The sequence below is a fragment of the Enterobacter sp. RCC_40 genome, from assembly GCF_041360735.1.
Taxonomy (GTDB): Bacteria; Pseudomonadota; Gammaproteobacteria; order Enterobacterales; family Enterobacteriaceae; genus Enterobacter; species Enterobacter ludwigii.
The window spans coordinates 554,617-575,256 of the sequence record NZ_JBFUPR010000001.1 but is presented as its reverse complement, the minus strand read 5'-3'; the positions used below and the strand labels follow the sequence as shown (position 1 = coordinate 575,256).

Below are 20,640 nucleotides of genomic sequence, written 5' to 3'. Positions count from 1 at the left end.
AAAATCAAGTCGTCTTAAAACGTAATACAGGTTGCGCCCTGCTCCGCACCGGAGAGTTTCTCACGCAGCGCGCCAAACATTTCGCGTCCGGTTCCCACGCGCGATGCGCTCAGGTCAGGAATATGTGGCTTACGTGCCGCCAGTTCAGCGTCATCCACCAGCAGGGTTAACTCACCTGTCTGACCGTTGACGCGGATCATGTCTCCATCACGAACTTTCGCCAGCAAACCGCCGTCGTAAGCTTCCGGGGTCACGTGGATGGCAGAAGGCACTTTACCTGATGCGCCAGAGAGGCGTCCATCGGTCACTAACGCAATTTTGAAACGGCGGTCCAATAATACACCAAGTGGCGGCATAAGTTTATGTAATTCTGGCATCCCGTTCGCTTTTGGCCCCTGATGGCGCACCACAACGACGCAATCTTTGTCGAGCAGACCGGCATCAAACGCAGGCAAAACGTCATGCTGGCTTTCAAACACCACGGCCGGCGCTTCGATAATCTGGTTCTCTTCCGGTACGGCAGAGGTTTTCATCACCGCACGCCCCAGGTTACCGCTGAGCACTTTGGTGCCGCCATGACGAGAGAAAGGTTGTTCAAAGGTGGCGATAACCTGTGCGTCAAGCGAGGCGGTGGCGCCTTCACGCCAGTCAAGCTCACCGTTATTGAGCCACGGCTCATGGGTATAACGCTGCAAACCAAAGCCCGCCACGGTGTTCACATCTTCATGCAGCAGACCGCCTTTCAGCAGCTCGCGCATCAGCACCGGCACGCCACCGGCAGCCTGGAAGTGGTTGATGTCAGCCGGGCCGTTCGGGTACAGGCGCGCCATCAGTGGCACCACAGACGAGATATCAGAGAAATCATCCCAGTTAATCAGGATGCCCGCCGCGCGCGCCATCGCCACCAGATGCATGGTGTGGTTGGTTGAACCGCCGGTTGCCAGCAGCGCAACGATACCGTTGACGATCACTTTCTCGTCGACCATTTTACCCAGCGGCATCCACGCGTTGCCGTTACCGGTCAGACGCGTTACCTGGCGGGCAGCTGTTTCAGTCAGGGCCTTACGCAGTGGCGCATCCGGCTGAATGAAAGAGGACCCAGGAAGCTGCATCCCCATAAATTCCACCACCATCTGGTTGGTGTTGGCCGTACCGTAGAAAGTACAGGTACCCGGCGCATGGTAGGAGGCGGCTTCCGCTTCCAGCAGTGCCTGACGGTCTGCTTTACCTTCCGCATACAGCTGACGGATACGCACTTTTTCTTTGTTTGGCAGGCCGCTTGCCATCGGACCTGACGGCACGAAGATCGCAGGCAGATGACCGAACGACAGCGCTGCCATGGCCAGCCCCGGGACGATTTTATCGCACACGCCGAGGTACAGCGCGCCATCAAACATATTGTGAGACAGGCCCACTGCGGCCGACATCGCAATCACTTCGCGGCTCAGCAGAGAGAGCTCCATCCCATCCTGACCCTGCGTCACGCCGTCGCACATGGCCGGCACGCCGCCCGCGACCTGGCCTACCGCATTGACGCTGTGCAGCGCTTTACGGATGATCTCCGGATACACTTCGTACGGCTGATGCGCAGAAAGCATGTCGTTGTAGGAGGTAATGATGGCGATATTGTTACGCAGCATGCTTTTCAGCGAGGCTTTATCGTCGGGCTGGCAGGCGGCGAAACCGTGCGCCAGGTTACCGCAGGCGAGTTGTGAGCGATGAACGGTATTACTTTTAGCCTGTTCAATCCGGGCGAGGTAGGCAGAACGGGTCTCTTTCGAGCGCTCAATAATGCGTTGTGTTACGCGTAACAATGTCGGATTCATAAAAGCTCCTCTAATTTATCTGTCCGGGCTCGGGAGTTTACAAAGTCGCTGGCGATTATTAACAACGCTGAAACGCTTGCTGTCCGGAGCTCAGGGGCAAAATCACTTCCGGCAGTGTAATAAAAAAAGCTCCGCGGGTGAATCCACGCGGAGCTTAAAAGTTTATAAATTGTGCCACGAGCTGTGTTAGATCATGTTACCGGTAAAATAACACCTAAGAGGCAGCTGATTATTTTACTCAAACTCATTCCAGGAGCGGCCATCACGGGTGATCATCGCGACGGACGCGACAGGCCCCCAGGTGCCCGCCTGATACGGTTTTGGCGCATCCTGATCCGCGGCCCAGGCTTCAGTGATGGAGTCGACCCATTTCCACGCTTCTTCCACTTCATCGCGACGCACGAACAGCGCCTGGATACCGCGCATGGTTTCCAGCAGCAGACGCTCGTAAGCATCGGCAAGGTGCGTCTGATTGAACGTTTCGGAGTAGCTCAGGTCCAGCTTGGTGGTCTGCAGGTTATGTTTGTGATCCAGGCCCGGCACTTTGTTCAGGATCTGGATGTCCACCCCTTCGTCTGGCTGCAGACGAATGGTCAGTTTGTTCTGTGGCAGCTCCTGCCAGGACTCTTTGAACAGGTTGAGTTCAGGGTTTTTGAAGTAAACGACCACTTCAGAGCATTTGGTCGGCAGACGTTTACCGGTACGCAGGTAGAACGGAACGCCCGCCCAGCGCCAGTCATCGATATCCACGCGGATCGCCACAAACGTCTCGGTATTGCTCGCCTTGTTGGCGCCCTCTTCTTCCAGGTAGCCCGGCACTTTTTTACCCTGAGCAAACCCTGCGGTGTACTGGCCGCGTACCGTTTTCTCACGCACGTTTGAGCGATCGATGCGACGCAGTGACTTCAGCACTTTCACTTTAGCGTCACGGATGCTGTCCGCCGTCAGGTCAGACGGTGGAGACATGGCAATCATGCAAAGGATTTGCAGCAGGTGGTTCTGGATCATGTCGCGCATCTGACCGGCCTGGTCAAAGTAACCCCAGCGGCCTTCGATACCTACCTCTTCGGCCACGGTGATTTCCACATGGTCGATGGTACGGTTGTCCCAGTTATTCACAAACAGGGAGTTGGCAAAACGCAGTGCCAGCAGGTTCAGTACCGTCTCTTTACCGAGATAGTGGTCGATACGGTAGACCTGGCACTCTTCGAAGTACTCGCCGACCTGGTCGTTAATTTCGCGGGAGGTTGAAAGAGAGGTCCCCAGCGGTTTCTCCATCACCACGCGTGCCGGTTTAGCGTTCAGCTTCGCTTCGCCCAGACCTTTGCAGATTGCACCGAAAGTGCTTGGTGGCATGGCGAAGTAGTTAATGGTGACACGGTTTTTCTGATCCAGCATCGCGCCTAAACGGTTAAACGCGCTGACGTCGTTCACGTCCAGGTTACAGAAATCAAGACGTCCGCTCAGGGTATCCCACAAACTTTCATCAATCTTTTCCTTCATGAAAGTTTCGAGCGCCTCGCGTACGACCTTGGTATAAGCTTCCTTGTCCCAGTCGGCGCGCCCAACGCCCAGGATACGCGTATCCGGATGAATTTGGCCCGCTTTCTCCAGTTGATACAGGGAAGGCAGCAATTTCCGGCGTGCAAGATCGCCTTTCGCGCCGAAAATGACCAGGTCACATGCCTGGGCTGTTTGCGTTACCGCCATGTCATTCTCCTCAGTTGGATCACCTGGTACTTCTGCCAGGTATCGTTGTAATTTTATTACGTTGCACTGTACTGCTTTTACGTCATTCCCGAAACCATTAGCGCTTAACCTCGCGTGCGATACCGCGATTTTTTCGCCGTCAGACGCGTGTGGTGGCGGAATCACGCAAAAAGCGTTGATTCTTTGAACTACAGGGTCATAACAAAACCCGACACCGATCAAGTAATGAAAAAAAACAACAACATTATCTTGTCGACTGTTACCCTTTATGGAAGCCACAGGGGTAATATCGGCTAAATCGAATCATGATTTCATGAATTAATGAAATCGTTTCCACCCATGAGCGCCCTGTTAACAATGAACATGCTGGAAAAAATCCAGTTCCAACTGGAACACCTTAGCAAATCCGAGCGAAAAGTGGCCGAAGTCATTCTTGCCGCTCCTGCTCAGGCGATTCATTCAAGCATCGCCGCTCTGGCGCAGGAGGCAGGCGTCAGCGAACCGACGGTTAACCGCTTCTGCCGTAGCCTTGAAACGCGCGGCTTTCCTGATTTTAAACTGCATCTTGCACAAAGTCTGGCAAACGGCACGCCTTATGTTAATCGCAATGTGGATGAAGACGACAGTGTTGATGCCTATACGGCGAAAATATTTGAGTCGGCCATGGCTACGCTGGACCACGTTCGCCAGTCCCTGGATATGAATTCCGTGAACCGCGCGGTGGATTTACTGACCCAGGCCAAGCGCATTGCGTTCTTTGGCCTCGGCTCGTCGGCGGCCGTGGCGCATGACGCCATGAATAAGTTCTTCCGCTTTAACGTCCCGGTCATTTATTCCGATGACATTGTCCTGCAACGCATGAGCTGTATGAATTGCAGTGAAGATGATGTCGTGGTACTCATTTCGCACACCGGGCGCACCAAAAGCCAGGTGGAGCTGGCGCAACTGGCGCGTGAAAACGATGCCATGGTTATTGCCCTCACGACGGCGGGCACGCCGCTGGCAAGAGAAGCAACGCTCGCCATCACCCTTGACGTCCCGGAAGACACCGACATGTATATGCCGATGGTCTCCCGTCTGGCGCAGCTCACGGTGATTGACGTGCTGGCAACCGGTTTCACCCTGCGCCGTGGCGCAAAATTCAGAGATAACTTGAAGCGTGTCAAGGAAGCGCTTAAGGAATCGCGTTTTGATAAAGAATTGCTTATGAAAAGCGATGTTCCCTAAATAGTTTAATAACTACGATGTAACGATTTACGGCATTCGGTCCTCTCTCTGTTGCCTTGCAGCAGATGAAGGCCGATTTAATGTTCACGCAACACCAAAGTTGTTTCAGTCAACGGAGTATTACATGTCCAGAAGGCTTCGCAGAACCAAGATCGTAACCACCTTAGGCCCGGCCACTGACCGCGATAACAATCTCGAGAAAATTATCGCCGCGGGTGCCAACGTGGTGCGTATGAACTTCTCTCACGGTACGCCAGAAGACCATAAATTACGTGCCGACAAAGTGCGTGAAATTGCGGCCAAACTTGGCCGTCATGTTGCTATCCTCGGGGACCTGCAGGGTCCAAAAATTCGTGTTTCAACCTTCAAAGAAGGTAAAGTCTTCCTCAATATCGGTGATAAATTCCTGCTTGATGCCAACCTGGGTAAAGGCGAAGGCGATAAAGAAAAAGTTGGGATCGACTATAAAGGTCTGCCGGCTGACGTTGTGCCTGGCGATATCCTGCTGCTCGACGACGGTCGCGTTCAGCTGAAAGTGCTGGAAGTTCAGGGGATGAAGGTGTTCACCGAAGTCACCGTCGGCGGCCCGCTCTCAAACAACAAAGGCATTAACAAACTTGGCGGTGGCCTCTCAGCCGAAGCGCTGACCGATAAAGACAAAGCGGATATCGTGACCGCTGCGCTGATTGGCGTTGACTATCTGGCCGTCTCCTTCCCGCGCTGTGGCGAAGACCTGAACTACGCGCGCCGTCTGGCACGTGATGCGGGCTGTGATGCCAAAATCGTTGCTAAAGTGGAACGTGCGGAAGCCGTTTGCGATCAGGACGCGATGGATGACGTGATTCTGGCGTCTGACGTGGTGATGGTTGCCCGTGGCGATCTGGGCGTGGAAATTGGCGACCCTGAGCTGGTGGGGATCCAGAAAGCCCTGATCCGCCGTGCACGTCAGCTTAACCGCGCCGTGATCACCGCAACCCAGATGATGGAATCCATGATCACCAACCCAATGCCGACCCGTGCAGAGGTGATGGACGTGGCTAACGCCGTGCTGGACGGTACCGATGCCGTAATGCTTTCTGCAGAAACCGCAGCCGGCCAGTACCCTGCTGAAACCGTAGCCGCGATGGCACGCGTTTGCCTGGGTGCTGAAAAGATCCCAAGCATCAACGTCTCTAAACACCGTCTGGACGTGCAGTTCGACAACGTGGAAGAAGCGATTGCGATGTCTGCCATGTACGCCGCTAACCACCTGAAAGGCGTAACGGCGATTATCACCATGACCGAATCTGGCCGTACCGCGCTGATGACCTCTCGTATCAGCTCCGGTCTGCCCATCTTCGCCATGTCTCGCCACGAGCGTACGCTGAACCTGACGGCGCTGTATCGCGGTGTCACGCCGGTTCACTTCGACAGCACCAACGACGGTGTCGCGGCTGCCCACGACGCCGTGAACCTGCTGCGCGACAAAGGCTATCTGGTCTCCGGTGATATCGTGATTGTGACTCAGGGTGACGTGATGAGCACCATCGGCTCGACCAATACCACTCGCGTATTGACCGTCGAGTAAGTACGCCCCTGTTAAAAAGCCCGCTCTTTTCGAAGCGGGCTTTTTTTTATTTCTGCTTATTTCTTCGGGTAAAGCTCTTTGCGTTTGTACGGCTCTGTTTCACCGGGCTTACGCGTTTTGAGCAACTTCAGTATCCACGTGTATTGCTCAGCATGCGGTCCCACCAGAATCTCGACCTCTTCGTTCATTCGGCGCGCAATGGTGTGATCGTCCGCCGTCAGTAAATCATCCATCGGTGGACGCACTTCAATGCTCAGGCGATGGGTTTTCCCGTCGTATACCGGAAACAGCGGAATGACGCGCGCACGGCAGACTTTCATCAGGCGGCCAATCGCCGGCAACGTGGCTTTATACGTCGCGAAGAAATCCACAAACTCACTGTGCTCGGGGCCGTGGTCCTGATCCGGCAGATAGTAACCCCAGTAGCCCTGACGCACGGACTGTATAAACGGTTTGATGCCATCATTACGCGCATGCAGACGGCCACCAAAACGGCGACGCACGGTGTTCCAGACGTAATCAAAGATCTTATTGCCCTGGTTATGGAACATTGCCGCCATTTTCTGCCCCTGTGACGCCATCAGCATTGCAGGAATATCCACACCCCAGCCGTGAGGAACGAGGAAAATCACCTTCTCGTTGTTGCGGCGCATCTCTTCGATGATTTCCAGCCCTTTCCAGTCAACACGCGTCTGAACTTTCTCCGGCCCTTTGAGCGCCAGTTCGGCCATCATTGCCATGGCCTGAGGCGCGGTCGTGTACATGTCGTCAATCAGCGCTTCGCGCTCGACGTCACTCTTCTCCGGGAAACAGTACAGGAGGTTAATCTGCGCACGGCGACGGGCACTTTTACCAAACCGGCCCGCCAGGCGGCCTATTTTTCCCAGTACCGGATCGCGAACCGAGGCAGGTAACATCGCAATCCCCGCAAATGCGTAAACGCCAAGCCAGGCACTCCAGTTGCGCGGGTGGCGAAAAGTTTTTTCAAACTCAGGAATGTACTCAATATTGTTTTTTTGGGTTTCCATGCTGGTTCCAGGGTCTGGTGACGCAAAATTTCATTCAGATAGTGTAGCGAGGCAGCCGCTCGCGCACAAAACAAAAAGCCGGCACATACTGAGGCCGGCTTTTTCACAAAACAGAGGGCTTAATCAAAGCGCAGCTGCGGAATCACCTCTTTCACCTGCGCCAGGTAATCGGAACGATCTTTACCTGTCAGGCCTTCGGTACGCGGCAGTTTCGCCGTAAGCGGGTTCACTGCCTGTTGGTTAATCCACACCTCATAGTGCAAATGCGGCCCGGTAGAGCGTCCGGTATTCCCGGAGAGCGCGATACGGTCGCCACGTTTCACTTTCTGTCCCGGCTTAACCAGCAGCTTACGCAGGTGCATATAGCGGGTGGTGTAGGTACGACCATGACGCACCGCGACATAATACCCGGCTGCACCGCTACGTTTTGCAATCACCACTTCGCCATCACCCACAGCCAGCACAGGGGTCCCCTGCGGCATGGCAAAGTCAACGCCACGGTGCGGCGCAACACGCCCGGTGACCGGGTTCAGACGGCGCGGGTTAAAGTTGGATGAAACACGGAATTGTTTAGCCGTCGGGAAGCGCAGGAAGCCCTTCGCAAGCCCGGTACCGCTGCGGTCGTAGAACTTACCGTCTTCGGCACGAATGGCGTAGTAATCTTTGCCATCAGAGCGCAGACGCACACCCACCAGCTGGCTCTGCTCACGCTTGCCGTCAAGCATTTCACGGGACATGAGAACGGAGAATTCATCGCCTTTCTTCAGTTTGCGGAAGTCCATTTGCCACTGCATGGCTTTGATTACCGAGCTGATCTCGGCGCTGGTCAGTCCCGCATCGCGCGCGCTGGAGACAAAGCTTGCGCCTACGGTCCCTTTCATCACGCTGTTCACCCAGTCGCCTTTCTGCATTTCACTGGTCATTTTGAAACCGTTTGCAGTGCGATCGTAGGTGCGGGTTTCGCGACGGGACATTTCCCAGGTCAGGCGTTGCAGATCGCCATCAGCGGTTAACGTCCAGGAGAGCTGTTGACCAATTTTCAGGTTACGAAGATCTTTATCCGCCGCCGCCAGCTGGCTGATGTTTCCCATGTCGATACCGTACTGGTTCAGAACGCTGCTTAACGTATCACCCGTCGAAACGACATATTCATGGATCCCCGCTTCATTCTCGGTTTTATCGTCCAGCTCATCCTGCGGGATGGCTTCATCTTCCTGAGCCGCCTGGTCGATAGGTTCACTGGCCTCAGGGAGGAGAGAGCGGATCTCGCTCTTCTCAAGCTCAATGGTTTTGATGATTGGTGCAGAACTCGGATGGTAAACATAGGGCCGCCAGACGGCGACCGCTAACGTGAGAACTGTAAGAGACCCCAGCATAACGCGATGGGGTCGAGGCAGATTGTTAAATGCCAGGGCGACAGAGCGGGCTATCTGTTGCACGTATTCACTTCCTCGTTAATCTCCTTTCAGGCAGCTCGCATACTGGTTCGCCAGTTGGCTGAGAAACTGCGAATAGCTCGCTTTGCTCAACTGGATATTCGTTCCTAGCGGGTCAAGGGTTCCCATGCGCACGGATGTTCCCCTGGCCACGGCTTCTACGACCGCTGGCCTGAACTGTGGCTCAGCAAAAACGCATGTCGCTTTCTGCTCAACCAACTGTGTTCTGATTTCATGTAAACGCTGCGCACCAGGTTGAATTTCAGGGTTGACGGTAAAGTGCCCCAGCGGGGTCAGGCCGTAGTGTTTCTCGTAATAGCCATAGGCGTCATGAAAAACGAAATACCCTTTTCCTTTCAACGGTGCGAGCTCATTACCCACCTGCTTATCGGTTGCGGCTAATTGTGCCTCAAAATCCTTCAGGTTGGCGTCTAGTTTGGCTCGACTTTGCGGCATAAGTTCCACTAATTTGTCATGGATTGCAACCGCCGAAAGCCGCGCTATCTCTGGGGAAAGCCAAAGATGCATGTTGTACTCGCCGTGATGGTGATCCCCATCACCTTTTTCGCCGTCGGCGTGTCCGGCATCATGTTCATCACCGTCGTCGTCAGCCCCTTTCATGAGCAACGGTTTCACGCCCGGGAGTTCGGCAATGGCGACCTGTTTTTCGCCCGGCACCTGTTTTGCCGACTTCTGCATAAACGCTTCCATCTCTGGACCAATCCAGACAACTAAGTCCGCGTTTTGTAAGCGTTTTACATCAGATGGACGCAGGGAATAATCATGCTCGGAAGCCCCATCAGGGAGCAGAACCTGGGTGTCAGTAACCCCATCTGCAATCGCGGAAGTAATGAAACCGAGCGGTTTAAGCGAAGCGACAACAGCAGCGTTAACATCTTGTGCTGTTGAACCCCAAAGGGCAGCGGATAATGCTGCGAAAAGAAGCGTATTTTTATGTAACATAATGCGACTAATCATCGTAATGAATGCGTGGGATGTGATATTATAACATTCGTTGACTTCTGCAAGCTTAAATTGACATGACAACTTTGGTTTCTCTCGACAATATTTCGGTCTCATTTGGCCAACGCCGCGTCCTCTCTGACGTGTCGCTGGATCTGAAACCCGGCAAAATTCTGACGCTGCTCGGCCCCAATGGCGCAGGGAAATCCACCCTGGTGCGCGTGGTGCTGGGTCTGGTAACACCTGACGAAGGGGTTATCCGCCGTGAGGAAAAATTACGCATCGGCTATGTGCCGCAAAAACTCCACCTCGACGCCACACTGCCGCTGACGGTTAGCCGCTTCCTGCGTCTGCGCCCCGGGACACATAAAGCCGATATTCTTCCGGCGCTGAAACGCGTGCAGGCAGGCCATCTGATCGATGCCCCGCTGCAGAAACTGTCCGGGGGTGAAACCCAGCGCGTATTGCTTGCCCGCGCCCTATTGAGCAGCCCACAGCTTCTGGTGCTGGATGAGCCGACGCAGGGTGTGGACGTGAATGGTCAGGTCGCACTTTACGATTTAATCGACCAGCTACGCCGCGAACTCAACTGTGCGGTGCTGATGGTTTCCCACGATCTCCATCTGGTGATGGCCAAGACCGACGAAGTGCTGTGCCTTAACCATCACATCTGCTGTTCCGGCACGCCGGAAGTGGTGTCAATGCACCCTGAATTCATCTCCATGTTCGGCCCTCGCGGCGCTGAGCAGCTGGGAATTTATCGCCATCATCACAATCACCGCCATGATTTACAGGGACGAATTGTCCTGCGCCGGGGAAATGGACACTCATGATTGAACTGTTACTGCCCGGCTGGCTGGCCGGGATTATGCTTGCCTGCGCCGCGGGCCCACTGGGCTCGTTTGTGGTGTGGCGCAGAATGTCCTATTTTGGCGATACGCTGGCACACGCGTCTCTGCTGGGCGTTGCCTTTGGCCTGTTACTGGACGTGAATCCCTTCTACGCGGTGATTGTGGTTACGCTGCTGCTGGCCGCAGGGCTGGTATGGCTGGAAAAACGCCCTCACCTCGCCATCGATACGCTGCTTGGTATTATGGCCCACAGCGCCCTGTCGCTGGGTCTGGTGGTCGTGAGCCTGATGTCGAACATTCGTGTTGATCTGATGGCCTACCTGTTCGGTGACCTGCTGGCCGTGACGCCTGAAGATCTGATCTCCATCGCCGCTGGTGTGGTGGTCGTGCTGGGTATTCTGCTCTGGCAGTGGCGTAATTTGCTGGCGATGACCGTCAGCCCGGATCTGGCGTTTGTCGACGGCGTGAAGCTGCAGCGCGTGAAGCTGTTGCTGATGCTGGTGACGGCGTTAACGATTGGTGTGGCGATGAAATTCGTCGGCGCGCTGATCATCACTTCCCTGCTGATTATCCCCGCGGCCACTGCGCGTCGTTTTGCCCGTACGCCGGAGCAAATGGCCGGTGTCGCGGTTATCATCGGGATGATTGCGGTAACGGGAGGGTTAACCTTCTCGGCGTTCTACGATACCCCTGCCGGCCCGTCTGTGGTGCTGTGTGCGGCGCTGCTGTTTATCTTCAGTATGATGAAGAAGCCTGCAAGCTGATCGCCTCTCCCCTCTCCCACCCGGGAGAGGGAACCTCTGCTACGGCATCGCTGGCGGGGTAATACCAAAATGGTTCCACGCCCGCACCGTTGCCATACGACCGCGCGGGGTACGTTGCAAGAAACCCTGCTGGATCAGATACGGCTCAAGCACATCTTCAATTGTCTCGCGCTCTTCACCAATCGCTGCCGCCAGGTTATCCAGTCCGACCGGACCGCCAAAGAACTTATCCAGTACCGCCAGCAACAGCTTACGGTCCATGTAGTCAAAGCCTTCGGCATCCACATTCAGCATATCCAGCGCCTGCGCTGCAATCTCAGCCGAGATCGTGCCATCGTGCTTTACTTCGGAAAAGTCACGTACGCGACGCAACAGGCGGTTCGCAATACGCGGCGTCCCCCGGGAGCGCTTCGCTACCTCAAACGCCCCTTCCTCGCTCATCTCCAGCCCCATATAGCGGGCACTGCGGCCAACGATATGCTGAAGATCCGCAACCTGATAGAACTCCAGACGCTGAACGATACCAAAACGATCGCGAAGCGGAGAGGTCAATGACCCGGCGCGCGTCGTCGCGCCAATCAGGGTAAACGGAGGCAGATCGATTTTGATGGAACGTGCTGCCGGACCTTCACCGATCATGATGTCCAGCTGGTAATCTTCCATCGCCGGATAGAGCACCTCTTCCACGACCGGCGACAGACGGTGGATCTCATCGATAAACAGCACGTCATGCGGTTCAAGGTTGGTCAACATTGCCGCCAGATCGCCCGCTTTTTCCAGCACCGGGCCAGAGGTTGTGCGCAGGTTAACGCCCATTTCATTGGCGACAATGTTCGCCAGCGTGGTTTTCCCCAGACCGGGGGGGCCAAAAATCAGCAGGTGATCGAGTGCATCGCCGCGCAGTTTTGCCGCCTGGATGAAGATCTCCATCTGAGAACGAACCTGCGGCTGGCCAATATACTCATCAAGCAGTTTCGGGCGGATGGCGCGATCCACCACGTCTTCTGCCTGAAGGGTGCCTGCCGATACCAGGCGATCTGCTTCAATCATCCTTTACCTCACAATGCCGCGCGTAGCGCTTCACGAATCAGGGTTTCACTGCTGGCATCCGGTTTGGCAATTTTGCTCACCATCCGGCTGGCCTCCTGAGGTTTATATCCCAGCGCCACCAGCGCAGCAACCGCTTCCTGTTCAGCATCGTCAGAGGCTTGCGCGCCCGGCGAGGTAAGCACCAGATCAGCGGCAGGCGTAAACAGATCGCCATGCAGACCTTTAAAGCGGTCTTTCATCTCGACAATCAGACGCTCCGCAGTTTTCTTGCCGATACCCGGGAGTTTAATCAGCGCAGCAGGATCTTCGCGCTCAACGGCATTGACGAACTGCGGAGCGGACATGCCGGACAAAATAGCCAGCGCCAGCTTCGGCCCGACGCCGTTGGTTTTGATCAGCTCGCGAAACAGCATCCGTTCCTGTTTGTTGTTGAAGCCATACAGCAACTGGGCATCTTCACGCACCACAAACTGGGTAAAGACAATCGCCTCTTTGCCCGCGTCCGGCAACTCATAGAAGCAGGTCATCGGCATATGGACTTCATAGCCCACGCCACCGACTTCCAGCAGCACTAACGGGGGTTGTTTTTCAATGATGATGCCTCTGAGTCTGCCTATCACGTGACGCTCCTGCGTTCTGGAAGAAATTAACTGCCGACATAATAAAAAAAGGCTGGATAAACATCCAGCCTGATTTGTCATTATCGTAACCTGCCTCGCGCCAGATTAAGCCGCGATTCGCTCATCTGAATCGCGTTCTGGCTTATATGACAGTGGGTAATGGCTATCGCCAGCGCATCGGCGGCGTCTGCCTGCGGATTCGCGGGAAGCTTCAGGAGCGTGCGCACCATATGCTGCACCTGACTTTTCTCCGCGCTACCAATCCCCACGACGGTCTGTTTAACCTGTCTGGCTGCGTATTCGAACACCGGAAGATCCTGATTCACCGCCGCAACAATGGCGACGCCCCGTGCCTGACCCAGTTTTAACGCTGAATCGGCGTTTTTCGCCATAAAGACCTGCTCGATGGCAAAAAAGTCGGGCTGAAACTGGGTGATGATCTCCGACACGCCAGCATAGATTAGCTTCAGGCGCGACGGCAGATCGTCCACTTTGGTCCGAATACAGCCGCTGCCAAGGTAGGTTAACTGGCGCCCTACCTGCCGGATGACGCCATAACCGGTGACGCGCGAGCCGGGGTCAATCCCGAGGATAATCGACATCACGCGTCTCCCGTAAACGGTTTATACGCTCTCATCAGAGAGTCGCTGCAACCTCATCAGAGATTTCACCGTTATGATACACTTCCTGCACGTCGTCGCAGTCTTCGAGCATGTCGATCAGACGCAGCAGTTTAGGTGCCGTTTCCGCATCCATGTCCGCTTTGGTTGACGGGATCATGGAGACTTCAGCGTTGTCGGCTTTCAGACCCGCCGCTTCCAGCGCGTCACGTACCGCGCCCATCTCTTCCCACGCGGTGTAGACGTCGATTGCGCCATCATCATAGGTCACAACGTCTTCTGCACCGGCTTCCAGCGCCGCTTCCATGATTACGTCTTCGTCGCCTTTCTCGAAGGAGATGACGCCTTTTTTGCTGAACAGATAGGCCACGGAGCCGTCAGTGCCCAGGTTACCACCGCATTTGCTGAAGGCATGACGCACTTCCGCTACGGTACGGTTACGGTTGTCGGACAGACATTCAACCATCACCGCCGTACCGCCAGGACCGTAACCTTCATAAATGATGGTTTCCATGTTCGCGTCTTCATCACCGCCTACGCCACGTGCGATAGCACGGTTCAGGGTGTCACGCGTCATGTTGTTGGACAGGGCTTTATCCACTGCCGCGCGCAGACGCGGGTTAGACGCCGCATCGCCGCCGCCCAGACGTGCCGCTGTAACCAGCTCACGAATAATTTTGGTGAAGATCTTACCGCGCTTGGCATCCTGTGCCGCTTTGCGGTGTTTGGTGTTGGCCCACTTACTATGACCTGCCATAAAAATTTCCTCAAAGAGCGCGCCTTTTCAGGCTACGTTAATTACAAATTCTTCAATCGCCTGCCGGTTGCTCCACGATTTGGTCAGTGCAGCGGCATCCGCCGCATCCACCCAGCGGTAGGTCAGGTGTTCGGTAAACACGATCTCCCGTTCATGGGGGAGCGCGAGACAGAACCACGATTCCGTATTGCGCTCAATACCCGGCGCATAGCGATGACGTAAATGGCTAAAAATTTCAAACTCCACCGTGCGCTGACAGTCCTTCAGGGTCAGTTGCTCGCAAGCAACGTCAATGGTGACCTCTTCCTTTACTTCGCGCGCGGCGGCCTGCGACGCGGTCTCCCCCTCTTCCAGGCTGCCGGTAACCGACTGCCAGAAATCAGGGTCATCGCGCCGCTGCAACATCAGCACCCGTTTCGTATCTTCTGCATAAATGACAACCAGAACCGAAACGGGACGCTTATACTGCATATTATTCGTTCTCCGAAATCTCTTTTGAAGCTTTCGGAAGCACCTGAATGCCCAGCTCAGCCAGCGCGGCCGGGTTGGCAAAGCTTGGGGCTTCCGTCATCAGACATGCCGCAGCCGTGGTTTTCGGGAAGGCGATAACATCACGAATGTTGTCGGTGCCGGTCAGCAGCATGGTCAAACGATCAAGACCGAATGCCAGACCCGCGTGTGGCGGCGTACCGTATTTCAGGGCGTCCAGCAGGAAGCCGAATTTCTCGCGCTGTTCGTGCTCGTTAATTCCCAGAATACCAAACACGGTTTGCTGCATTTCGCCGCTGTGAATACGCACGGAACCGCCACCCACTTCGTAGCCGTTGATAACCATGTCATACGCGTTTGCTACCGCATCTTCCGGTACCGCTTTCAGCTCTGCCGCCGTCATGTCTTTTGGCGAGGTGAACGGGTGGTGCATTGCGGTCAGGCCGCCTTCACCGTCGTCTTCGAACATTGGGAAGTCGATTACCCACAGCGGAGCCCATTTGCTCTCGTCCGTCAGGCTCAGGTCTTTACCCAGCTTCAGACGCAGCGCGCCCATCGCGTCAGCAACGATTTTCTTGTTGTCTGCGCCAAAGAAGATCATGTCGCCATCCTGTGCGCCGGTGCGCTCGAGGATCGCTTCCACGATTTCCGCGTTCAGGAATTTCGCCACCGGGCTGGTAATGCCTTCCAGACCTTTCGCACGTTCGGTCACTTTAATATAGGCCAGACCTTTCGCGCCGTAGATCTTGATGAAGTTGCCGTAATCGTCAATCTGCTTACGGCTCAGCGCCGCACCGCCCGGTACACGCAGGGCAGCCACGCGACCTTTTGGATCGTTAGCCGGGCCGGCAAATACCGCGAACTCAACGGATTTCACCAGGTCTGCAACGTCCACCAGCTCCATCGGGTTACGCAGGTCTGGTTTGTCCGAACCGTAGCGGCGTTCAGCTTCAGCGAAGGTCATGATGGGGAAATCACCCAGTTCCACGCCTTTCACGTCATTCCACAGACTGCGCACCAGGGCTTCCATCACTTCACGCACCTGCTCGGCCGTCATGAAGGAGGTTTCCACATCGATCTGGGTAAATTCTGGCTGACGGTCAGCACGCAGGTCTTCGTCGCGGAAGCATTTTACAATCTGATAGTAGCGATCGAAGCCGGACATCATCAGCAGCTGTTTGAACAGCTGAGGAGACTGTGGCAGCGCGTAGAATTTGCCTTTGTGTACACGGGATGGAACCAGGTAATCGCGCGCGCCTTCCGGCGTGGCTTTGGTCAGCATCGGGGTTTCGATGTCGAGGAAACCGTGGTCATCCATAAAGCGACGCACCAGGCTGGTGATTTTCGCACGGGTTTTCAGGCGCTGAGCCATTTCCGGACGACGCAGGTCCAGATAGCGGTATTTCAGACGCGCTTCTTCAGTGTTGACGTGGTTGGAGTCCAGCGGCAGCGCTTCAGCACGGTTGATGATAACCAGATCCGACGCCAGCACTTCAATTGCGCCGGTCGCCATGTCTGCGTTAACGTTTTTCTCGTCACGCGCACGTACGGTGCCGGTGACCTGAATGCAGAACTCATTACGCAGCTCAGAAGCCAGCTTCAACGCATCTGCGCGATCTGGGTCGAAGAACACCTGAACGATACCTTCGCGGTCGCGCATATCGATGAAGATAAGGCTCCCAAGATCACGACGACGATTGACCCAACCACACAGGGTTACCTGCTGTCCAACGTGGGACTGACGCAGCTGCCCGCAATATTCTGTACGCATGAGATATCCCTTAATTAGCCGCAGGCTAAATGTCGCCTGGAATGCAGGCTACTATGTCGCAGCTTTCTGTATGTCACAACTGGATGAAAAAAGGCGGCTATTATACTGGAAATTCCGCCAGACGATAAGAGCGAACCACGGCCAGACGGTCGTTTGCTGCGCGCTTATTGCGTATTCTCACAAAAATTAACAAAATTATCCGACCGATAACAGGTCATTACGTCGTAAGGTGTAGCGGAAGCGACTCATTTCACTGGAGTTACCATGTTAACACTTAATGCCCGCAAAACCGCGCTTGTGGTGATTGATTTACAGGAAGGGATCCTGCCGTTTGCCGGAGGCCCGCACAGCGCCGAAGATGTTGTCAGCCGCGCCGCGCGTCTGGCAGAAAAATGCCGTGCCAGCGGTGCCCCTGTGATCATGGTGCGCGTTGGCTGGTCAGCGGATTTCGCTGAGGCCTTAAAACAGCCTGTCGATGCTCAGGTTGCAGCACATTCACTACCTGAAAACTGGTGGACCTATCCGGTTTCGCTCGGCAAACGGGACAGCGATATCGAAGTGACCAAACGCCAGTGGGGCGCATTCTACGGCACCGATCTTGAGCTGCAGCTGCGTCGGCGCGGTATCGACACCCTGATTCTCTGTGGGATCTCCACCAACATTGGCGTGGAATCCACCGCCCGAAACGCCTGGGAACTGGGCTTTAACCTGGTGATTGCTGAAGATGCATGCAGCGCAGCGTCTGCGGAGCAGCACCAGGGCAGTATGACCCACATCTTCCCGCGCATTGGCCGCGTGCGTAGCACGGACGACATTATAAGCGCCCTATGATCTACCTTGGCCTGCCCCAGTGGTCGCACCCGAAATGGGTGCGCCTGGGTATTACCAGCCTTGAAGAATATGCCCGTCATTTCAACTGCGTCGAGGGCAATACCACCCTCTACGCGCTACCCAGAGCAGAGATTGTTGAGCGCTGGCGCGACCAGACGACCGATGATTTCCGCTTCTGCTTCAAGTTTCCGGCGACGATCTCCCACACCGCTGCGCTGCGAAACTGCGGTGATTTGACCGACGAGTTCTTTGGCCGGATGTCACCGCTGGCGAACCGCATCGGTCAGTACTGGTTGCAGCTTCCGGCCACCTTTAGCCCACGTGACCTGCCTGCGCTATGGCAGTTCCTTGATACCCTGCCCAAGGACTTTACCTATGGCGTTGAGGTGAGACATGCGGCGTTTTTTGCCAAGGGAGAGGCTGAAACGGCGCTTAACCGTGGCTTACATGCGCGCGGGGTGAACCGGGTGATTCTCGACAGCCGCCCCGTGCACAGCGCCATCCCGCATAACGAGGCCATCATTGATGCCCAGCGTAAAAAGCCCAGAGTGCCTGTTCACGCCGTGGTCACCGCGCAAAACCCGATGGTCAGGTTTATCGGCAGCGATAATATGCAGCAAAACCAGGAGATGTTCGCCGTCTGGCTGCAAAAATTAGCAAAATGGGAGCAAACCACCACGCCGTATCTCTTTCTCCATACGCCGGATATCGCTCACGCCCCCGAACTGGTCGATGTTCTCTGGCAGGCCTTGCAGGCTGCGGTTCCGTCTGTAGGCAGCGCCCCTTCTATCCCACAACAATCTTCTCTTTTCTGATATCAGCCCCTATCATAGGAAGGTGCCATCTGCCAAAAACAGGGAGTTAGTATGGTCAGCGCGCTGTATGCGGTGTTAGGTGCATTACTGCTGATTAAGTTTTCATTTGATGTTGTGCGCCTGCGGATGCAGTACCGTGTTTCTTACGGTGACGGCGGTTTTTCTGAGTTACAAAGCGCTATCCGCATTCACGGTAACGCGGTTGAGTACATCCCCGTTGCGTTAATTTTGCTGCTGTTTATGGAAATGAACGGCGCGGAAACCTGGATGGTGCACGTCTGCGGCCTGCTTCTGATTGCAGGCCGGTTAATGCATTATTACGGCTTTCACCATCGCTTATTCCGCTGGCGCCGTTCCGGCATGAGCGCGACCTGGTGTTCGCTTTTGCTGATGGTGCTGGCTAACCTTTGGTATATGCCGTGGGAGTTGGTTTTCTCCTTCCATTAGCGCACAATACGCCACTTTATTTTTCCCGGATTTTTACGTTATGTCAGATCGCGACACGCTTTTTTCCGCGCCTATCGCCAGCCTGGGCGACTGGACCTTTGATGAACGGGTAGCCGAAGTCTTCCCGGATATGATCCAGCGCTCTGTTCCCGGTTATTCCAATATCATCTCTATGATCGGCATGCTGGCTGAGCGCTTCGTTCAACCCGGCACGCAGGTGTATGATCTGGGCTGCTCGCTCGGCGCGGCAACGCTGTCTGTTCGTCGTAACGTTCACCATGAAGGCTGCAAAATCATTGCCGTCGATAACTCCCCGGCCATGGTGGAACGCTGCCGTCGCCACATCGACGCGTATAAAGCCCCGACGCCAGTCGAGGTTGTGGAAGGTGATATCCGTGATATCGACATCCATAACGCGTCTCTGGTGGTTCTGAATTTTACTCTGCAGTTCCTGGTGCCTGAAGACCGTCAGCTGTTGCTGGACAAAATTTATAAAGGCCTGAAACCCGGTGGCGCGCTGGTGCTGTCCGAGAAATTCAGCTTTGAAGATGCCGAAGTGGGTGAGCTGCTGTTCAATATGCACCACGACTTCAAACGGGCCAACGGCTATAGCGAACTGGAAATTAGCCAGAAACGTAGCATGCTCGAAAACGTGATGCTGACGGACTCCGTCGAAACCCATAAAGCACGCCTGCGTCAGGCAGGCTTCGAGCACAGCGAACTGTGGTTCCAGTGCTTCAACTTCGGCTCACTGGTGGCGCTGAAAGGTGGGGACATCGCATGATCGAGTTCAGTAATCTCTATCAGCTGATTGCCAAAAACCACCTCTCCCACTGGCTGGAGACGCTGCCTGCACAAATTGCTGCCTGGCAGCGGGATCAGCAGCATGGTCTGTTAAAGCAGTGGTCCAACGCGGTGGAGTTTCTGCCGGAACTGACCCCACACCGTCTGGATCTGCTCCACAGCGTTACCGCGCAAAGCGAAACGCCGCTTCCGCCCGGGCAGATAAACCGCATTGAAACGCTGATGCGTAACCTGATGCCGTGGCGCAAAGGTCCGTTCTCACTCTACGGCGTTAACATTAATACAGAATGGCGTTCTGACTGGAAATGGGATCGCGTGCTGCCTCACCTTTCCGACCTGACCGGGCGAACCATTCTGGATGTTGGCTGCGGCAGCGGTTACCACATGTGGCGCATGATTGGCGCAGGGGCACATCTGGCGGTGGGGATTGACCCTATGCAGCTATTCCTGTGCCAGTTTGAAGCGGTGCGTAAATTGCTGGGTAACGACCAGCGCGCGCACCTGCTGCCGTTGGGTATTGAGCAGCTCCCTGCCCTGAAGGCGTTTGACACCGTGTTTTCGATGGGGGTCCTGTACCACCGCCGCTCCCCACTCGAACATCTGTGGCAGCTGAAAGATCAGCTGGTCAGCGGCGGCGAGCTGGTGCTGGAAACGCTGGTGGTAGAGGGTGATGAAAATACCGTTCTGGTGCCGGGCGATCGCTATGCGCAGATGCGGAACGTTTACTTTATCCCTTCCGCGCCGGCGCTGAAAAACTGGCTGGAGAAATGCGGTTTTGTGGATGTCCGTATTGCCGATGTCTGCGTAACGTCAACTGAAGAACAGCGTCGCACCGACTGGATGATCACCGAATCGCTGGCGGAATTCCTCGATCCGGCAGACCACAGCAAGACTGTCGAAGGGTATCCTGCGCCAATGCGCGCGGTGTTGATCGCGACGAAACCGTAGATTCCCCCCCCGGCCCTCTTCCCAAAGGGCGAGGGAGAAAAGACCGCACCGTACTGTCCCCTCTCCTCTTTGGGGAGAGGGTTAGGGTGAGGGGGCATAAAAAAAGGCCCCTGTTG

Annotated in this window: 20 protein-coding genes; 9 read left to right on the top strand and 11 right to left on the bottom strand. The window is 55.3% G+C overall.

Annotated elements, in window-relative coordinates; all coding sequences use genetic code 11:
• Nucleotides 1-14 precede the first annotated feature (14 nt).
• Both edd and zwf read right to left on the bottom strand, forming a co-directional pair.
• On the bottom strand, nucleotides 15-1,826 hold the full coding sequence (gene edd / locus AB6731_RS02675; RefSeq protein ID WP_047744844.1) for a phosphogluconate dehydratase: 1,812 nt from the start codon (nucleotides 1,824-1,826) through the stop codon (nucleotides 15-17).
• 234 nt (nucleotides 1,827-2,060) lie between these two features.
• On the bottom strand, nucleotides 2,061-3,536 hold the full coding sequence (gene zwf / locus AB6731_RS02670) for a glucose-6-phosphate dehydrogenase (protein ID WP_020883401.1): 1,476 nt from the start codon (nucleotides 3,534-3,536) through the stop codon (nucleotides 2,061-2,063).
• A gap of 357 nt (nucleotides 3,537-3,893) precedes the next feature.
• On the opposite strand from zwf, the gene AB6731_RS02665 reads away from it, so the two are divergent.
• Together AB6731_RS02665 and pyk are read left to right on the top strand one after the other, a co-directional pair.
• Nucleotides 3,894-4,763, top strand: a complete 870-nt coding sequence (locus AB6731_RS02665) for a MurR/RpiR family transcriptional regulator (protein ID WP_025203851.1) — start codon at nucleotides 3,894-3,896, stop codon at nucleotides 4,761-4,763.
• Between the two features lie 124 nt (nucleotides 4,764-4,887).
• Nucleotides 4,888-6,330, top strand: a complete 1,443-nt coding sequence (gene pyk, locus AB6731_RS02660; protein WP_020883399.1) for a pyruvate kinase — start codon at nucleotides 4,888-4,890, stop codon at nucleotides 6,328-6,330.
• 56 nt (nucleotides 6,331-6,386) lie between these two features.
• Here pyk and lpxM read toward each other — a convergent pair whose 3' ends face one another.
• The 3 genes from lpxM to znuA form a co-directional block, all read right to left on the bottom strand.
• Nucleotides 6,387-7,358 (bottom strand): lauroyl-Kdo(2)-lipid IV(A) myristoyltransferase, encoded by a 972-nt coding sequence (gene lpxM / locus AB6731_RS02655; protein WP_371005859.1) that lies wholly within the window; start codon nucleotides 7,356-7,358, stop codon nucleotides 6,387-6,389.
• Nucleotides 7,359-7,477: 119 nt separating this feature from the next.
• Nucleotides 7,478-8,797 carry a murein DD-endopeptidase MepM gene (gene mepM, locus AB6731_RS02650; RefSeq protein ID WP_014170636.1) on the bottom strand — a complete coding sequence of 440 codons (1,320 nt, stop codon included), beginning with the start codon at nucleotides 8,795-8,797 and terminating at the stop codon, nucleotides 7,478-7,480.
• A 15-nt stretch (nucleotides 8,798-8,812) separates the two neighbouring features.
• Nucleotides 8,813-9,757, bottom strand: a complete 945-nt coding sequence (znuA, locus tag AB6731_RS02645; protein WP_047956233.1) for a zinc ABC transporter substrate-binding protein ZnuA — start codon at nucleotides 9,755-9,757, stop codon at nucleotides 8,813-8,815.
• A gap of 77 nt (nucleotides 9,758-9,834) precedes the next feature.
• Here znuA and znuC point away from each other — a divergent pair, with 77 nt between their 5' ends.
• Together znuC and znuB are read left to right on the top strand one after the other, a co-directional pair.
• On the top strand, nucleotides 9,835-10,590 hold the full coding sequence (gene znuC, locus AB6731_RS02640; RefSeq protein ID WP_014170638.1) for a zinc ABC transporter ATP-binding protein ZnuC: 756 nt from the start codon (nucleotides 9,835-9,837) through the stop codon (nucleotides 10,588-10,590).
• A complete protein-coding gene (gene znuB, locus AB6731_RS02635) occupies nucleotides 10,587-11,372 on the top strand; it encodes a zinc ABC transporter permease subunit ZnuB (RefSeq protein WP_014170639.1) in 786 nt (261 codons plus the stop codon). Before znuC ends, znuB begins: the two co-directional genes overlap by 4 nt.
• Nucleotides 11,373-11,411: 39 nt before the next feature.
• On the opposite strand, the gene ruvB is transcribed toward znuB, so the two are convergent.
• The 6 genes from ruvB to aspS form a co-directional block, all read right to left on the bottom strand.
• The gene (gene ruvB, locus AB6731_RS02630; protein WP_014170640.1) at nucleotides 11,412-12,422 is read right to left on the bottom strand and encodes a Holliday junction branch migration DNA helicase RuvB; all 1,011 of its coding nucleotides are present in this window, start codon (nucleotides 12,420-12,422) and stop codon (nucleotides 11,412-11,414) included.
• A gap of 8 nt (nucleotides 12,423-12,430) precedes the next feature.
• Entirely contained in the window at nucleotides 12,431-13,042 is a 612-nt protein-coding gene (ruvA, locus tag AB6731_RS02625; RefSeq protein WP_020883395.1) for a Holliday junction branch migration protein RuvA, read from the bottom strand.
• Nucleotides 13,043-13,122: 80 nt separating this feature from the next.
• Entirely contained in the window at nucleotides 13,123-13,644 is a 522-nt protein-coding gene (ruvC, locus tag AB6731_RS02620; protein ID WP_020883394.1) for a crossover junction endodeoxyribonuclease RuvC, read from the bottom strand.
• A gap of 34 nt (nucleotides 13,645-13,678) precedes the next feature.
• Nucleotides 13,679-14,419 (bottom strand): YebC/PmpR family DNA-binding transcriptional regulator, encoded by a 741-nt coding sequence (locus AB6731_RS02615; RefSeq protein ID WP_014170643.1) that lies wholly within the window; start codon nucleotides 14,417-14,419, stop codon nucleotides 13,679-13,681.
• A gap of 27 nt (nucleotides 14,420-14,446) precedes the next feature.
• Nucleotides 14,447-14,890 carry a dihydroneopterin triphosphate diphosphatase gene (nudB, locus tag AB6731_RS02610; protein ID WP_014170644.1) on the bottom strand — a complete coding sequence of 148 codons (444 nt, stop codon included), beginning with the start codon at nucleotides 14,888-14,890 and terminating at the stop codon, nucleotides 14,447-14,449.
• Nucleotide 14,891: 1 nt separating this feature from the next.
• Nucleotides 14,892-16,679, bottom strand: coding sequence for an aspartate--tRNA ligase (aspS, locus tag AB6731_RS02605; protein WP_371005858.1), 1,788 nt, complete (start codon nucleotides 16,677-16,679; stop codon nucleotides 14,892-14,894).
• Nucleotides 16,680-16,943: 264 nt separating this feature from the next.
• On the opposite strand from aspS, the gene AB6731_RS02600 reads away from it, so the two are divergent.
• From AB6731_RS02600 to cmoB, 5 genes are read left to right on the top strand one after another with little or no spacing between them, the layout of a single operon-like run.
• Nucleotides 16,944-17,510: a hydrolase gene (locus AB6731_RS02600; RefSeq protein ID WP_032678431.1), complete on the top strand. Its 567-nt coding sequence runs from the start codon at nucleotides 16,944-16,946 to the stop codon at nucleotides 17,508-17,510.
• Nucleotides 17,507-18,325 carry a DUF72 domain-containing protein gene (locus tag AB6731_RS02595; RefSeq protein ID WP_020883392.1) on the top strand — a complete coding sequence of 273 codons (819 nt, stop codon included), beginning with the start codon at nucleotides 17,507-17,509 and terminating at the stop codon, nucleotides 18,323-18,325. The genes AB6731_RS02600 and AB6731_RS02595 overlap by 4 nt, the downstream gene beginning before the upstream one ends.
• 51 nt (nucleotides 18,326-18,376) lie before the next feature.
• Complete coding sequence (locus AB6731_RS02590; RefSeq protein ID WP_020883391.1) at nucleotides 18,377-18,772, top strand: MAPEG family protein; 396 nt, start codon at nucleotides 18,377-18,379, stop codon at nucleotides 18,770-18,772.
• A 40-nt stretch (nucleotides 18,773-18,812) separates the two neighbouring features.
• Nucleotides 18,813-19,556 carry a carboxy-S-adenosyl-L-methionine synthase CmoA gene (gene cmoA / locus AB6731_RS02585; protein WP_014170649.1) on the top strand — a complete coding sequence of 248 codons (744 nt, stop codon included), beginning with the start codon at nucleotides 18,813-18,815 and terminating at the stop codon, nucleotides 19,554-19,556.
• Nucleotides 19,553-20,524 (top strand): tRNA 5-methoxyuridine(34)/uridine 5-oxyacetic acid(34) synthase CmoB, encoded by a 972-nt coding sequence (cmoB, locus tag AB6731_RS02580; RefSeq protein ID WP_371005857.1) that lies wholly within the window; start codon nucleotides 19,553-19,555, stop codon nucleotides 20,522-20,524. Before cmoA ends, cmoB begins: the two co-directional genes overlap by 4 nt.
• The last annotated feature ends 116 nt before the right edge of the window (nucleotides 20,525-20,640 follow it).

Coding starts and splice junctions, on each gene's coding strand:
- AB6731_RS02590 (WP_020883391.1), top strand. CDS start 18,377: ATGGTCAGCGCGCTGTATGCGGTGTTAGGTGCATTACTGCTGATTAAG.
- znuA (WP_047956233.1), bottom strand. CDS start 9,757: ATGTTACATAAAAATACGCTTCTTTTCGCAGCATTATCCGCTGCCCTT.
- lpxM (WP_371005859.1), bottom strand. CDS start 7,358: ATGGAAACCCAAAAAAACAATATTGAGTACATTCCTGAGTTTGAAAAA.
- AB6731_RS02595 (WP_020883392.1), top strand. CDS start 17,507: ATGATCTACCTTGGCCTGCCCCAGTGGTCGCACCCGAAATGGGTGCGC.
- cmoA (WP_014170649.1), top strand. CDS start 18,813: ATGTCAGATCGCGACACGCTTTTTTCCGCGCCTATCGCCAGCCTGGGC.
- AB6731_RS02665 (WP_025203851.1), top strand. CDS start 3,894: ATGAACATGCTGGAAAAAATCCAGTTCCAACTGGAACACCTTAGCAAA.
- AB6731_RS02615 (WP_014170643.1), bottom strand. CDS start 14,419: ATGGCAGGTCATAGTAAGTGGGCCAACACCAAACACCGCAAAGCGGCA.
- cmoB (WP_371005857.1), top strand. CDS start 19,553: ATGATCGAGTTCAGTAATCTCTATCAGCTGATTGCCAAAAACCACCTC.
- znuC (WP_014170638.1), top strand. CDS start 9,835: ATGACAACTTTGGTTTCTCTCGACAATATTTCGGTCTCATTTGGCCAA.
- ruvB (WP_014170640.1), bottom strand. CDS start 12,422: ATGATTGAAGCAGATCGCCTGGTATCGGCAGGCACCCTTCAGGCAGAA.
- edd (WP_047744844.1), bottom strand. CDS start 1,826: ATGAATCCGACATTGTTACGCGTAACACAACGCATTATTGAGCGCTCG.
- pyk (WP_020883399.1), top strand. CDS start 4,888: ATGTCCAGAAGGCTTCGCAGAACCAAGATCGTAACCACCTTAGGCCCG.
- aspS (WP_371005858.1), bottom strand. CDS start 16,679: ATGCGTACAGAATATTGCGGGCAGCTGCGTCAGTCCCACGTTGGACAG.
- AB6731_RS02600 (WP_032678431.1), top strand. CDS start 16,944: ATGTTAACACTTAATGCCCGCAAAACCGCGCTTGTGGTGATTGATTTA.
- nudB (WP_014170644.1), bottom strand. CDS start 14,890: ATGCAGTATAAGCGTCCCGTTTCGGTTCTGGTTGTCATTTATGCAGAA.
- zwf (WP_020883401.1), bottom strand. CDS start 3,536: ATGGCGGTAACGCAAACAGCCCAGGCATGTGACCTGGTCATTTTCGGC.
- znuB (WP_014170639.1), top strand. CDS start 10,587: ATGATTGAACTGTTACTGCCCGGCTGGCTGGCCGGGATTATGCTTGCC.
- ruvC (WP_020883394.1), bottom strand. CDS start 13,644: ATGTCGATTATCCTCGGGATTGACCCCGGCTCGCGCGTCACCGGTTAT.